This is a genomic window from Mesorhizobium sp. ISC11, assembly GCF_037162595.1.
Lineage (GTDB): Bacteria > Pseudomonadota > Alphaproteobacteria > Rhizobiales > Rhizobiaceae > Mesorhizobium > Mesorhizobium ciceri.
On sequence record NZ_JAVSPW010000001.1, the window covers coordinates 2,649,479 to 2,663,274 of the forward strand.

The following is a 13,796-nucleotide window of genomic DNA, read 5'->3' on the forward strand; positions in this document are numbered from 1 at the left end:
TTGGGATGCCAACGATGAGGAAATACCTCTTTTCAGCAGGTTTCGCGTTGCTCGTGGCGGCGACGTCCGTGTCGATCACCGTAATGGCGCCGCCGGCTTTCGCCAGCGAGATCAAATACGTCGTCAACGACATTCCTGTCACCACCGGCGACATCGCCCATCGCGCCGCCTTCCTGAAGCTGCAGCGCAAGAAGGGCGATGCCGGCCAGGAAATGATCGAGCAGACGCTGCGTATGGCCGAGGCCAAGCGGCTTGGTATCCGCATCAGCGACGCCCAGGTCGATGCCGCGTATCAGCGCTTTGCCTCGAGCAACAAGATGCAGCTCAGCCAGCTCGACGGCGTCATGGAGAAGTCGGGCGTCACCAAGAGCCACTTCAAGGAATTCATCCGCGCCCAGATGGCCTGGAACCAGGCCTTGAGCGCGCGCTACCGTTCCGGCGACGGCACCGGCGCCGTCAGCGAACAGGATCTCGTCAGGAAGATGCTCGAAAAAGGCGGCGCCAAACCGAGCGCCACCGAATACATGCTGCAGCAGGTCATCTTCGTGGTGCCGGCGGCTGAACGCAGCGCGACGCTGGGCAAACGCAAGCGAGAGGCCGACGCCATGCGCGCCCGCTTCAATGGCTGCAACACGACGCGCGAATTCGCCAAGGGCCTGATCGACGTCACCGTTCGCGATCTGGGCCGGGTGCTGGCGCCGCAACTGCCGCCGGACTGGGCCGAGCAGATCAAAGCTACCAAAGTCGGCGGTGCCACCGTCACGCGCGAAACCGAACGCGGCGTCGAATTCATCGGCATCTGCTCGTCGCGCGAAGTGTCCGACGACAAGGTTGCCCAGATGGCGTTCCAGGCCGAAGGCTCCGGCGGCGACAAGGATGCCGACGCGCTCAGCAAGAAATATGTCGACGAGCTGAAGGCAAAAGCCCGCATCGTCAAGCGCTGACGTGGGCAACGCAGTGACTGCGCTCGCGTTGAGCGCCGGCGATCCGTCCGGCATTGGGCCGGAGATCGCCATCGCCGCCTTTATGGCGCGCGAGGCTGCCGCCCTGCCCCCCTTCTACCTGCTCGCCGATCCGGCGCTGATCGCCTCCCGGGCGCGCCTGCTTGGCCTCTCGCTGCCGATCGCCGAAGCCACCCCGGCACAAGCGGCGCAGGTCTTTGCCCGCGCCTTGCCGATCGTTCCGCTGGCTGCAGGCTGCATCGACAGCCCCGGCCAGCCGGATCCGGCCAATGCGGCCGCCACGATCGAGGCCATCGACCGCGCCGTCGCCGATTGCCTTGCCGGCGAAGCCTCGGCCGTGGTCACCTGCCCCATCGCCAAGAAGCCGCTCTACGATGCCGGCTTTCGCTTTCCCGGCCACACCGAATATCTGGCGCATCTGGCGGCTCGGCACAGCGGCGTCGAGGCGATGCCGGTGATGATGCTGGCAGGACCCGACCTGCGCACCGTTCCCGTCACCATCCACATAGCGCTGGCCGAGGTGCCGAAGGCACTGACCACCGAACTGATCGTCGCCACCGCGCGTATCACCGCTGCCGACCTTGCCGGCCGCTTCGGCATCGCCAGGCCACGGCTGGCGATTGCCGGGCTCAATCCACATGCCGGCGAAGGCGGCGCCATGGGCCTCGAGGACGAGCGGATCGTGCGCCCGGCGGTCGACATCCTGCGCGCCGAAGGCATCGACGCTTTCGGCCCTTTGCCGGCCGACACATTGTTCCATGCCCGGGCGCGGGCTGGTTACGACGCGGCCCTTTGCATGTATCACGACCAGGCGCTTATCCCGGCCAAGGCGCTGGCTTTCGACGAGGCGGTCAATGTCACGCTCGGCCTGCCCTTCATCCGCACCTCGCCCGACCACGGCACGGCCTTCGACATCGCCGGCAAGGGTGTGGCGCGGCCCGACAGCCTGATAGCGGCGCTGAAGCTTGCCCGGCGGCTGGCCGACACGAACACCAAGGCGGTTGCCGCATGAGATCTCGGACATGAGCATCGACGGGCTGCCGCCGTTGCGCGAGGTGATCGAGCGGCATGGGCTGCAGGCGAAGAAGGCGCTCGGCCAGAATTTCCTGCTCGACCTCAACCTCACCGGCAAGATCGCCCGCACCGCCGGCGACTTGTCCGATGCAATCGTCATCGAGGTCGGCCCCGGTCCCGGCGGGCTGACCCGCGCCTTGCTTGCCAACGGAGCGCGCCAGGTGATCGCCATAGAGCGCGACGAACGTTGCCTGGCTGCTCTTGCCGAAGTGTCCGACCACTATCCCGGCCGGCTGGAGGTTGTTTCGGGCGATGCGCTGAAGACGGATTTCACGGGCCTTGCCAGTCGAGCGACCGGCAATGGCGGCCCGCTCAAGATCGTGGCCAACCTGCCCTACAACATCGGCACGGAGCTGCTGGTGCGCTGGTTGACCGTCAGCGACTGGCCGCCTTTCTACACCTCGATGACTTTGATGTTCCAGCGCGAGGTGGCCGAGCGCATCGTCGCTCCCGCCGGCAGCGACAGCTATGGCCGGCTGGGGGTCCTTGCCGGCTGGCGGACGGAGGCGAGGATCGCCTTCGACGTACCGCCACAGGCATTCACGCCGCCGCCAAAGGTCACCTCCTCGGTGGTGCATCTTGTGCCGCGCCCGATGCCCCTGCCCACCGAGGTGAAGAAACTCGGCCGCGTCACAGAAGCCGCCTTCGGCCAACGTCGCAAGATGCTGCGGCAAAGCGTTAAGAGCCTCGGCGGCGAGGCCCTGCTCGACCGCGCCGGCATCGATCCGACACGCCGCGCCGAGACGCTCAGCGTCGAGGAATTTGTAAGGTTGACAAACGCGGTGTAAGAAGCTGCCGATCTCCCCCCTCGTGGGGGAGATCGGCGCTTCACCGCCTCAGCCCGTCTTCTCGTCCAACAGTCCCGAGACGAAATCGAACAGGCCTGGCCGGCGGTCGCGTCTCAGCCGCTCGGCGACGACGATGCCGCGCACTTCGGCGAAGGCGCGATCGAGGTCGTCATTGACGATGACGAAATCATATTCCTTCCAGTGCTCGATCTCGTTGCGGGCGTTTTTCAACCGCGTTTCGATCACCGCTTCCTGGTCTTCGGCGCGGCGCTTCAGCCGTGCCTTCAACTCCTTCATCGACGGCGGCAGGATGAAGATCGAGACGATGTCGGCGCGCATCTTCTCCTTGAGCTGCTGGGCGCCTTGCCAGTCAATATCGAACAGCATGTCGCGCCCCTCAGACAGCGCCAGTTCGGCAGGTTCGCGCGGTGTCGCATAGCAATTGCCATGCACCTCGGCCCACTCCAGCAGCGCGTCGGAATCACGAAGCCGCTCGAATTCGCGCATCGTCCGGAAATGATAGTGGACGCCTTCGATCTCGCTTCCGCGACGCGGCCTGGTGGTGACCGAGACCGACAGTTCGAGGCTGGAATCGCTTTCCAGAAGATTGCGCGCGATCGTCGACTTGCCGGCGCCGGATGGCGACGACAGGACGAGCATCAGGCCCCGGCGGCGAATGCGGGACCCCAAATCCTTGGCAACCATCGGCTACTCCAGATTCTGGATCTGTTCACGAAACTGGTCGACCACCGCCTTCAGGTCCAGCCCGATCGCGGTGATGGCGGCGGCATTCGACTTGGAACACAGCGTATTCGATTCGCGGTTAAATTCCTGTGCCAGAAAATCGAGCTTGCGACCGACCGCGCCGCCGCCCACCAGCAGTGCCCGGCCGGATGCGATATGCGTTTTCAGCCGGTCGATCTCTTCGCGAATATCGGCCTTGGTGGCCAGGAACGCGGCCTCCATGTGCAGTCGGGTGGCATCCAAATTGGCGGAAGCGTCCATCAGCAGCCTGACCTGCTCGGCGATGCGTTCCCGGATCACCGCGGTCTCGCGGGATGGATCCACTTCTGCCCGCAGCGTCAGCGCCTCGATTGTGTCGATATGACCCGACAGCAGCAAAGCCAGCGCGGCCCCTTCGCCCTGCCGTGCCTGTTCAAGCCCGTTCAAGGCCACTTCGAGCGCGGCCATGATCGCGGCATCGAGCGCGGCCCTCGCCTCCTCGGTTTCGACAGTTTCGGGAATGTCGAGCACGCCGCGCAGCGACAGCAGTCCATCCGAGGTCGCCGCAGCAACGCCGAACTGCTCCTGCAGCCGCTTGGCGAGCCCGGCCAGGTCCTTCAGGAAGGCTTCGTTGACGACCGGCTGCGCCTGCGCGCCGACGGCACGGCCGATGGTCAGCGTCGCCTGAAAATTGCCGCGTGCAAAACGTTTCTGAAGTATCTGCCGGACAGCCGGTTCCAACCGCTCGAAGCCTTGCGGCAGCCGCAGCCGTACTTCGACGCTCTTGCCGTTAACGGACTTGACCTCCCAGGCGATCGAAGTGCCTTCGTGCTCGGCGACGGCACGTGCAAAACCGGTCATGCTCTGCAAATTCATATCGCCCACACGTCCCTGGCACATTGCCCCGAACCGGCTTTCCGGACAGAGCAAGTGCTGCTTGAAAATGACTGCGCCGCAGGCGCGTCGAAATCGGACGCGCGGCGCTCTTGCAAATGTCAGGGCGTCGCCTGTCGGGCAACGCCTTTCTTCATTCTACTGGGCAGCGCCCGCGTCACCGCCGCTGTCGTCGGCACCGTCAGCCGGCGCACTGTCGGCCGGCCCACCGTCCGCCGGCTTGACGGCATCGCTGTCGCCGCCGCCGGTCGTCTTGGCGGCTTTGGCGACGTCATCCGCCTGCTTCTTCTGCAGAGCGCGATAGCGGGCGACATTCTCGTTGTGCTCGTCCAGCGTCGCGGCAAAGACGTGCCCACCGGTGCCGTCGGCGACGAAATAGAGGTCGTCGGTCTTCGATGGGTTGGCCACCGCCTCCAGCGCTGCACGACCCGGATTGGCGATCGGCGTCGGCGGCAAGCCGTTGATCACATAGGTGTTGTAGGGGGTCTGTTTCTGGATATCCGACTGGTAGATCGGCCGGTCCGCCGGCTTTCCCTTGCCGCCGAACAACCCGTAGATGATGGTCGGATCGGATTGCAGGCGCATGCCCTTGGCAAGCCGGTTCAGGAAGACGGCGGCAACCCGTGAACGCTCGTCACCCTTGCCCGTCTCTTTCTCGACAATCGAAGCCAGCGTGACGAACTCTTCGACGTTGGCCAGCGGCAGGTCCGGCGCGCGCCGCTGCCAGACATCGTCAACCAGTTTCTTCTGATCCGCAAGCAGCTTGTCGACCATCTGCTGGCGTGTCGCGCCGCGCGTGAAGCGCAGCGTGTCGGTGGCGAGGCTGCCCTCCGGCGGCGTGGTTGCCGGCATGTCGCCGCTCAAGGCAGTCTCCTCGGCGATGCGCTGCAGTGCCTGGTCGACAGTCAGTCCTTCAGGGATGGTCAGCGAATACATCACCGACTTGCCGCTCTTCAGAAGCTCCATGATATCGCGCATGGAAGCCCTGGGCTTGATCTCGTACTCGCCGGCTTTCAGCGCCGAATCATTGCCGAAGGCGCGCACGCCAAGGCGGAATACCCGGGCATCGCTGATCAGCCCGCGGCGTTCGAGCTGGTCGGCGATATCCTGGACGCCGGTGTTCGGCTTGACCAGGAAGGTATCGCCATTAGCGGAGGGTCCGGGCTCGGTGAATTCCTGCTTGCCGAAATAGACCGCGACGCCGGCCGCCAGAACCACCAGCATCACCGAGGAGATGACGAAGTTCATGAACACGACGACCTGGCTGCGTGACGCACGCGAGCGCTTCGGCGGCGGCGTGCCGGCCTCTGGCCGCAACGCCTCGCTGGCCGTTTTCGGCACGATCGGTCCGGATGTTGCCGGCCGTTGCCCGAATTCTCCGTTGCCTGCCGGATTTGTGTTCATTTCGCCCTACCGTTTGATCGCCCAACGAATCCCCAGCGGCAGAGTAGAGGCGAATATGGCAAAATTGGCGGCACGCCAAAGCGTCGCCCGGCAGCCGGACGATCAGCCATTGTAGCGCTGGAAGACCAGCGACGCATTGGTCCCGCCAAAGCCGAACGAATTGGACAGCGCCACGTCGATCTGGCGGGCGCGCGGCTTGTTCGGCACCAGGTCGATCGCGGTTTCGCGTTCGGGGTTGTCGAGGTTGATGGTCGGCGGCGCGACATTGTCCTGATGGCAAGGATCGAGAAGATCGCTTCGGCGGCACCGGCCGCCCCAAGCAGATGTCCGATCGACGACTTGGTCGACGACATCGAAATCTTCGATGCGGCATTGCCGACAAGCCGCTCGACAGCGCCGAGCTCGATCGTGTCGGCCATGGTCGAGGTGCCGTGCGCGTTGATGTAGTCGACGTCGGCAGGCGTAAGCTTGGCCCGGTTGAGTGCCGCCGTCATGCAACGGAAGGCACCATCGCCATCCTCGGCGGGCGCCGTGATGTGATGCGCGTCGCCGGTGAGACCATAACCCGTCACCTCGGCATAGATCTTGGCGCCGCGCGCTTTGGCATGTTCGAGCTCCTCGAGCACGACAACGCCGGCGCCCTCGCCCATGACGAAGCCGTCGCGGTCGCGATCATAGGGGCGCGACGCCGTTTGCGGCGAATCATTGCGTTCCGTCGACAGTGCCCGGCATGCGGCGAACCCGGCGATCGACAGCCGCGTCACCGGCGCTTCGGCGCCACCGGCGACCATCACGTCGGCATCGCCCCACATGATCAGCCGGGCAGCATCGCCAATGGCGTGCGCGCCGGTCGAACAGGCCGTGACGACGGCATGGTTCGGGCCTTTCAGCCCGTGCCGGATCGAAACCTGCCCGGAGACGAGATTGATGATCTGGCCCGGGATGAAGAAGGGGCTGATGCGGCGCGGGCCGCGTTCCTTGAGGATCATCGCGTTCTCGGCGATGCCCTCGATGCCGCCGATGCCGGAGCCGATCAGGACGCCGGTGGCGCATTGCTCTTCATGCGTCTTGGGTTCCCAGCCGGAATCCTTCAGCGCCTCGTCGGCGGCGGCAATCCCGTACAGGATGAAGTCGCCGATCTTGCGCAATTCCTTCGGCTCGAGCACGGCCTCGGGATTGAAGGTGGCATTGCTGCCGTCACCACGCGGAATGACGTGGGCGATCTTGCAAGCAAGGTCCTCCACCTCGAACTCGGTGATGCGCTTGGCAGCGCTGCGGCCGGTCAGAAGCTCCTTCCAGCTGTGCTCGAAGCCCATGCCGAACGGCGACAGCAAGCCAAGGCCCGTGACGACGACACGCCTCATCGCAGGTCCTCCCCGGTGATGACTGCAGAAAGCGTCAGGCCGAAGCCTTGTCGATGTACTTCACGGCATCGCCGACGGTCAGGATGGTCTCGGCCGCGTCGTCGGGGATCTCGACGCCGAATTCTTCTTCGAACGCCATGACGAGTTCGACCGTGTCGAGGCTGTCGGCGCCCAGATCATCGATGAAGCTCGCCTGCTCCGTCACTTTGTCGGCATCGACGCCAAGGTGCTCGATGACGATCTTCTTGACGCGCTCTGCGGTGTCACTCATTTGGGCATCCTCGTCTTTTGTTTGTCTGTCTTCGTTAGCGGGCAGAATGCCGCTAATCAAGCTGAAAGATGGTCCTGCCGGAAACGCAACGACTACGGACCGATTTTTGCCCGAACCGCCGGGTTGCGGGCCGCATTACACGAAAAATAGCTGAGGTCCAAGCCGAAATGGTCTCTTTACACAACCCGCCGGCGTTGCTGCAGAACCTCGTTCAAATCATAGCCATGCCGCCATTTACGTGGATGGTCTGGCCGGTGACGTAGGCGGCTTCGTTGGAGGCGAGATAAGCGACGGCGGACGCGACTTCGACGCTGGCGCCCATGCGCCGCGTCGGGATCGCCGCCATGATCGCCTCTTTCTGCTTGTCGTTGAGCTTGTCGGTCATTGCCGATTCGATGAAGCCTGGTGCAACGCAGTTAACGGTGATGTTGCGGGTGGCGATCTCCTGCGCCAGCGACTTGGAGAAGCCGATCATGCCGGCCTTGGAGGCGCAGTAATTGGTCTGGCCGGGGTTGCCGGTCACGCCGACCACCGAGGTGATGTTGATGATGCGGCCATGGCGGCGGCGCATCATCGGATGGGTGAGTTCGCGGGTGAGCCGGAAAACGGCGGTCAGATTGACCTCGATCACGCTGTCCCAATCGGCATCCGACATGCGCACGAACAGCCCGTCCTTGGTGATGCCGGCGTTGTTGACCAGGATGTCGACGCCTTCGAGATCGGCCTCGGCTTTCTGGCCGAGCGCCTTGACCTCGTCACGGTTGGACAAATTGGCCGGGAACAGCTTGACCCGGTCGCCAAGCTCGCTAGCCAGCGCGTCCAATTTCTCGATGCGAGTGCCATGCAGGCCGACGATCGCGCCTTGCGCATGCAGCATCCGGGCGATCGCCTCGCCGATGCCTCCCGATGCGCCGGTGACGAGCGCCTTGCGGCCAGTCAATTCGAACATTTTTGTCTCCTGATTGAGAAGAGAACACCCCTTTTGCAGGGAATGGGATCAAATGGGGCTTTATGCAAGCGCTGCTAGCGTTGCCTCGACCTCAGCCGCCGAGCCGACCGACGCAGTGGCGATGTCGCGGTTGATGCGCCGCGCCAATCCCGAAAGCACCTTGCCGGCGCCAATCTCGTAAAGCGTGGTGACGCCATTTGCGCCGAACCACTCCACGGTCTCGCGCCAACGTACGCGGCCGGTTATCTGCTCGACCAGGCGGCGGGCGATCTCGTCCGGATCGCTGGTCGGGCTGACCGTGACATTGGAGAGGACGGGAACGACCGGCGCATTCTTTGTCACACCGGCGAGTGCGTCGCGCATGACGTTCGCGGCCGGCGCCATCAGCGCCGAATGGAAGGGCGCGGACACCTGCAGCATCAGTGCGCGCTTGGCGCCTTTCTCAGTGCACAGTTTCGCCGCCAGTTCGACCGCGGCCCTGGCGCCGGAAATGACCAGTTGGCCGCCGCCATTGTCGTTGGCGATCTGGCAGACGGAGCCTTTGGCGGCTTCCGCGCAAGCGGCTTCGACATCGGCCTGTTCCAATCCGATGATCGCCGCCATGGCGCCCTCGCCGGCCGGCACCGCCGCCTGCATGGCATTGCCGCGGATGCGCAGCAATCTGGCGGCATCGGCAACCGAAACGAAGCCGGCAGCCGCCAACGCCGAATATTCGCCCAGCGAATGACCGGCGACATAGGCGATCTTGCCTTTCAGCGAGAAGCCGCGCGATTCCAGCGCCCGGATCGCGGCCAGCGACACCGCCATCAGCGCCGGCTGCGCGTTGGCGGTCAGCATCAACGTCTCTTCCGGCCCTTCCCAGATCAGCTTCGACAGGTTTTCGCCGAGCGCGTCGTCGACTTCCTGGAAAATTCTGCGCGCCTCGGGAAAAGCCTCGGCGAGATCCTTGCCCATGCCGACTGCCTGGCTGCCTTGTCCAGGAAAGGTGAATGCAACGGCCATGCGCGGGCTCCCAAGGGCTGGTTTTGCTTGCCTGATAGACGAGTTTTTCTTGCCTGTGACGCAAGGCAGGCCGCCAAGTCAAGCCCGGTTCGACCCTGCTCGACGGCAGCTTCATCCGCCGAGTGCCTGTTCCGAAAGGCTTTTTGGCGATCACTCCTGATGAAAACCGCTCACGATTCGTTTGCTGGCTCTTCTTATTTTGGCCACAGGCGCTAGCTTTGCGTGACAATTCCATGACAATCGAGTGACGTGCTTGTCGCTGGGTGGGGAAGTTAAAGTGGCAAAGAGTTACAAACGCGCCGGCAAGGCCGCGCCACAGTTCCTGGAAGACGACCCCTCCACCGGCTATCTGCCGGGCAGGAGATGGCCGGTCGTGCGCTATGGGCTGATCAGCCTGGCGATCGCCGCCGTCCTGGTGTTTGCCATCGAACTGATCGTGCGCGGCGACTTTGCCGGCACGGTCTCCTTCTTCCTGCAGCCGCTCAAGCCGGGCTGGACCACCATCGTCGTGTTCGCGCTGATCCTGATCGGCCTCGATGCGGTGCTGGGCCGCAGCCATCAGAGCCTGATGATCGTCGCGCCGCTGACGCTATCGCTTGCCTTCGTCGGCCACCAGAAGTCGCATTATCTCGGCGATCCGCTCTATCCGACCGATTTCCTCTATGCCCGCCAGATCTTTGCGCTGTTGCCGCTTTTGGTGCGCGACCGGCCGATGACCGCGCTCGCCATGGTCGTCGGCATCGTCGCCGGCCTGTCGCTGCTCGTCTATGGCTGGCGGATGTGGCGCCGCAAGGTTCCCGCACTCAGCCGCAAGGGACGCCTTGCGCGGCTGACGCTGGCAGTGCCGCTGCTCGCCTTCTTCGTTTCGATCATGGACTATGCCACGTTCTCCTGGACCAGGGACCGGTTGCAGATCATCCCGATCATGTGGGACCAGAAGGAAAACTATGCCTCCAACGGTTTTGCGCTGGCCTTTGCGCTCAATGTGCCGATGGCGCATGTCTCTGCGCCGCCGGGCTATTCCGACAAGGCGATCGCGGCGATCGCCAGGTCCGATGTGACCGCCTCGGTGCCGGCCGAGAAGCCTGACATCATCATCGTCATGAGCGAGTCCTTCTGGGACCCGACCAAGCTGCCCGGCGTCACCATCACGCCCGATCCGATCCCCAATGTGCGGGCGCTGCGCTCCGGCTCGATGTTCTCGCCGGAGTTCGGCGGCATGACCGCCAATATCGAGTTCGAGGCGCTGACCGGCTTCTCCAACGCGTTCCTGCCGGCCGGCAGCATCCCCTACCAGCAATATGTGCGCACGCCGACGCCGTCGCTGGCAACCTTCCTCAAGAGCCAGGGTTATCGGGCGCGCGCCATCCATCCGGGCACCAACTGGTTCTGGAACCGTGGCGCGGTCTACGCCGATTTCGGCTTCAACGATTTCAAGTCGGAAGAGACGCTGCCGCCAATGCAAAAGCGCGGGCCACTGGCATCGGATGCCGCGATGACCGACGAGATCATCAGCGAGGCCGACGCCAGCGAAGAGCCGGTGTTCTTCTTTGCGGTCAGCCTGCAAAACCACGGTCCCTACGAACCGAACCGCTATTACAGTCCCACGCACAGGGTGCAGGCGCCGATCAGCCAGTGGGCGCGCGAATCGCTGCTCAGCTACGCCGAAGGCTCAGCCGATGCCGATCGCGGTCTCGAACGCCTCGTCGAATGGGCAAAGACACGCTCCCGCCCAACCGTGATCGCCTTCTTCGGCGACCATCTGCCGCCGCTCGGGCCGGTCTATGTCGAAACCGGCTTCCTGAAGGACAATGTCGCGCCGCGCAAGGAAGCGTCGCCCGAGGCTGCCCTCGAGCATCATGAGACGCCGCTGGTCATCTGGTCGAACCGCACCGGGCCGGCTGAGCACATGGGCGCCGTCAGCCCGGCCTTCCTGCCCTATCATATCCTGAAGACGGCCGGCATCAGCCATCCCTACTACACCGGCTTCCTGGGCGAGATGAGCGAACACTACCGTGTCGTCGACCGCAATTTGCTGCTGACGCCGGCTGGCGAGGCCACGCCCGATTGGGCGCGGCAGAAGGAGATCGATCCGGCGATCCGCGATTTCCGCCTGCTGCAGTACGACATGATGTTCGGCAAACGCCACGCGGCGCCCGACTTCTTCCCCGAAACGGTCGACAAGATTGTCGCCGCCCATACGAGTTGAGGCCAGCGATTCCCTCGGAGCCAGCTGGTCCGTCTCGGGTCGCGTGTTCAGTTCGTCAATTGCAGCTTCGTGAAGTTGTTGGCGATCTGAAGGAAAACGTTCGGCAGTTTGGTCGGATCGTTGACGGCATAATAGTTGCTCGGATCCGAGGCGCAGGCGCTGTAAAGAGCACGGTTGGCTGCGGTGTCGGATTGCAGCACCATGGTGTAGATTTGCACGCCCTCGTTCTTCAATTGCGTGCAAACGTTTTTGGTCCAGCCGTCGACATTGCGCGCAGCGGTCGTCTGGTTGTCCGATCCGAAGCGGCCGCCAGCCAGATAGCCATAGGATGTGTAATCCGACTTTGTCGATTCTTGTTCGCTGGCGCCATAGACGACGTTCTCGCCGTCGGTGAGCAACAGCACGATCTTGCTGATGCCAGGCGTCTTCCACGGCGCTCCGTCGGTGTAGGGCGCGGCGGGCGACAGCACACGCATACCCCATGACAGGCCCTCGGAGACATTGGTACCCGAGCCATTCCACTCGGTCATCTGACTGGCCGCCTTGCGCAGCTTGTCGAAGTCGTCGGTCAGGGGGACCACCGGGGTCGGACACGCACGGTTCGGGCCGACAGTGATGGGAGAGCCTCGATCTCGGTGATGAGTTCCTCGGCGGGCGCAACATATTTGGCGATCTTTTCCCTGGCATCCCTGTCATCGGGCGACAGAAGTTCGATGAGATTGCCGAGCAGGTTGCTGAGATCGATGCCCAGAATGTTGATGCCCGACTGGGCAAGCCTGGTTTTGTCGCTGACATCGTTGAGATAGGAGTTGTTGTAGTATTTATCCGAATTGCCATAGGAGCCAGACGGCTTCTGGGCGTCTTCGGGATCATCCGGCGCAAAGTAGGGCACGAACAGCGTGTCGGGCTTGGCCGGGTCGGGTGGCGTGTCGGAGATATTGTAAGCGCCTGGCCGCGCCTCGACGCAACCTTTCCATCCGGTGCCATTCCATCCGGCATCGGCCCATCCGGTCTTCTTGAGCTGTTTGAAAAGCGCCATGTGGTTCGGCCGCTTGCCGTCGATGACGGGAAAATTGACGCCGTTGGTTGAGGACTTGCCGTCCATGTCGATCCAGGACGGGTCGAAGCCGTCGCCATTGACGTTGACGGCCGTCACGAAAGGAACCAGCGAGGCGCGGATCTTGCGCGTTGGCGATTTCGCCGCTTCGAGCGTGTCGAGCAACGATTTTGTCGCCGTCCTCAGCGCCGTCATCCGCGCGCCGGCCATCGAGCCGGTGTTGTCCAGCACCAGCACGACTTCGAGCTGGTTGTTCGATTCGACCGCCGAGGCATCGACCACGATGTGCTTGCTGTCGCCGAACAGGAAGGCGAAGTTGAGATGGACGTCCGCCGAGGCAACCGCCTTGGTCTTGACGAAGTTGACGCCCTTGTCGACAGTCAACGTCGCCTGCGCATTGTCGAGCTCGCCATGACCGACGATGTTGGCCTGGAAATAGCGGTTGAAAGCGTCATTGCGGGTGATGTCGAGATCGCCAAGGTGCGAAGAAGCAAGGTTTGCCGAATCGAGAGCGTTCTGCAAATTGCTCTTGGCCCGCATAAGGGTCGAGACATCGGTTGCGAAAGCGACTGCCGTCAGGATGACCGGCAAACCCAGTCCCAGCACAAGCGTGAAATTGCCGCTCTTCGAGCGCCAGAATTTGTTGAGAAGCATCCTTACCCCCGGAAATGCTTGCCGCTTTTGCGCGGTTGTCCGGGCTTTTGCGCCTTCCATGATGAATCGACCGTTGACGGCCAGGCTTCAACTCCACACAACCTGCTGGTGTGGTTAAGACGTGGTTGCCGGAAACCACGACTCCGGCCGTTGCTGCTCCCGATCGTCGCCTGCGACACACGGGAATGCCGCTTGCCCTTGCTTTGCGGCCGGATTGCTGTATAGACGCCCGCAATCTGCCGGTCCTTGCTGGGGGCTGAACGGAGGGCCGGAGGTTTTTCAGAACCTTCGTGTGAAGCCGGAAGTGCTTCCGCCTCCCGTGTCTCCGCTCTCGACCGTCTCGTCATGCTCCTTTCTTCCCCCTGCCCCTCGAGGGTTTGCGGGTCAGAGAAGTTGCAGAGGCTTTTGCCGCCGGGAACCGGGAGAGAAACGAAGAAAGGCATAA

Annotated in this window: 12 protein-coding genes and 1 pseudogene; 4 read left to right on the top strand and 9 right to left on the bottom strand. The window is 63.4% G+C overall.

Features of this window, described 5'->3' with window-relative positions:
* The first annotated feature begins 5 nt into the window (after nt 1-5).
* Genes RPF88_RS13210 through rsmA form a run of 3 tightly spaced genes read left to right on the top strand, consistent with a single transcriptional unit; the run spans nt 6 to nt 2,824 of the window.
* Entirely contained in the window at nt 6-944 is a 939-nt protein-coding gene (locus RPF88_RS13210; RefSeq protein ID WP_337122541.1) for a peptidylprolyl isomerase, read from the top strand.
* 1 nt (nt 945) lies between these two features.
* Nucleotides 946-1,974: a 4-hydroxythreonine-4-phosphate dehydrogenase PdxA gene (pdxA, locus tag RPF88_RS13215; protein WP_063171794.1), complete on the top strand. Its 1,029-nt coding sequence runs from the start codon at nt 946-948 to the stop codon at nt 1,972-1,974.
* Between the two features lie 10 nt (nt 1,975-1,984).
* The gene (gene rsmA, locus RPF88_RS13220; RefSeq protein ID WP_337122542.1) at nt 1,985-2,824 is read left to right on the top strand and encodes a 16S rRNA (adenine(1518)-N(6)/adenine(1519)-N(6))-dimethyltransferase RsmA; all 840 of its coding nucleotides are present in this window, start codon (nt 1,985-1,987) and stop codon (nt 2,822-2,824) included.
* A gap of 48 nt (nt 2,825-2,872) precedes the next feature.
* Here rsmA and gmk read toward each other — a convergent pair whose 3' ends face one another.
* From gmk to fabD, 7 genes and pseudogenes are all read right to left on the bottom strand, one after another.
* On the bottom strand, nt 2,873-3,529 hold the full coding sequence (gmk, locus tag RPF88_RS13225) for a guanylate kinase (protein ID WP_013532512.1): 657 nt from the start codon (nt 3,527-3,529) through the stop codon (nt 2,873-2,875).
* A 3-nt stretch (nt 3,530-3,532) separates the two neighbouring features.
* Nucleotides 3,533-4,423 (bottom strand): YicC/YloC family endoribonuclease, encoded by an 891-nt coding sequence (locus RPF88_RS13230; RefSeq protein WP_337122543.1) that lies wholly within the window; start codon nt 4,421-4,423, stop codon nt 3,533-3,535.
* A 156-nt stretch (nt 4,424-4,579) separates the two neighbouring features.
* A complete protein-coding gene (gene mltG, locus RPF88_RS13235; protein WP_337122544.1) occupies nt 4,580-5,845 on the bottom strand; it encodes an endolytic transglycosylase MltG in 1,266 nt (421 codons plus the stop codon).
* Nucleotides 5,846-5,947: 102 nt separating this feature from the next.
* Nucleotides 5,948-7,209, bottom strand: a pseudogene (gene fabF, locus RPF88_RS13240) (beta-ketoacyl-ACP synthase II).
* A gap of 34 nt (nt 7,210-7,243) precedes the next feature.
* Nucleotides 7,244-7,480: an acyl carrier protein gene (locus RPF88_RS13245; RefSeq protein WP_006203723.1), complete on the bottom strand. Its 237-nt coding sequence runs from the start codon at nt 7,478-7,480 to the stop codon at nt 7,244-7,246.
* A gap of 211 nt (nt 7,481-7,691) precedes the next feature.
* Nucleotides 7,692-8,429, bottom strand: a complete 738-nt coding sequence (fabG, locus tag RPF88_RS13250; RefSeq protein ID WP_337122545.1) for a 3-oxoacyl-[acyl-carrier-protein] reductase — start codon at nt 8,427-8,429, stop codon at nt 7,692-7,694.
* Between the two features lie 60 nt (nt 8,430-8,489).
* Nucleotides 8,490-9,431, bottom strand: coding sequence for an ACP S-malonyltransferase (gene fabD / locus RPF88_RS13255; protein ID WP_224621685.1), 942 nt, complete (start codon nt 9,429-9,431; stop codon nt 8,490-8,492).
* A gap of 253 nt (nt 9,432-9,684) precedes the next feature.
* On the opposite strand from fabD, the gene RPF88_RS13260 reads away from it, so the two are divergent.
* Entirely contained in the window at nt 9,685-11,640 is a 1,956-nt protein-coding gene (locus RPF88_RS13260; protein WP_442921278.1) for an LTA synthase family protein, read from the top strand.
* Between the two features lie 47 nt (nt 11,641-11,687).
* Here RPF88_RS13260 and RPF88_RS13265 read toward each other — a convergent pair whose 3' ends face one another.
* Entirely contained in the window at nt 11,688-12,221 is a 534-nt protein-coding gene (locus RPF88_RS13265; protein WP_337122547.1) for a hypothetical protein, read from the bottom strand.
* Nucleotides 12,209-13,351, bottom strand: coding sequence for a TadE/TadG family type IV pilus assembly protein (locus RPF88_RS13270; RefSeq protein ID WP_337122548.1), 1,143 nt, complete (start codon nt 13,349-13,351; stop codon nt 12,209-12,211). The genes RPF88_RS13265 and RPF88_RS13270 overlap by 13 nt, the downstream gene beginning before the upstream one ends.
* Between the last annotated feature and the right edge of the window lie 445 nt (nt 13,352-13,796).

Bases quoted from the DNA above. Each gene is read 5' to 3' on its own strand.
- RPF88_RS13210 (WP_337122541.1), top strand. From the start codon at position 6: ATGCCAACGATGAGGAAATACCTCTTTTCAGCAGGTTTCGCGTTGCTC.
- rsmA (WP_337122542.1), top strand. From the start codon at position 1,985: ATGAGCATCGACGGGCTGCCGCCGTTGCGCGAGGTGATCGAGCGGCAT.
- gmk (WP_013532512.1), bottom strand. From the start codon at position 3,529: ATGGTTGCCAAGGATTTGGGGTCCCGCATTCGCCGCCGGGGCCTGATG.
- RPF88_RS13230 (WP_337122543.1), bottom strand. From the start codon at position 4,423: ATGAATTTGCAGAGCATGACCGGTTTTGCACGTGCCGTCGCCGAGCAC.
- mltG (WP_337122544.1), bottom strand. From the start codon at position 5,845: ATGAACACAAATCCGGCAGGCAACGGAGAATTCGGGCAACGGCCGGCA.
- RPF88_RS13245 (WP_006203723.1), bottom strand. From the start codon at position 7,480: ATGAGTGACACCGCAGAGCGCGTCAAGAAGATCGTCATCGAGCACCTT.
- fabG (WP_337122545.1), bottom strand. From the start codon at position 8,429: ATGTTCGAATTGACTGGCCGCAAGGCGCTCGTCACCGGCGCATCGGGA.
- fabD (WP_224621685.1), bottom strand. From the start codon at position 9,431: ATGGCCGTTGCATTCACCTTTCCTGGACAAGGCAGCCAGGCAGTCGGC.
- RPF88_RS13270 (WP_337122548.1), bottom strand. From the start codon at position 13,351: ATGCTTCTCAACAAATTCTGGCGCTCGAAGAGCGGCAATTTCACGCTT.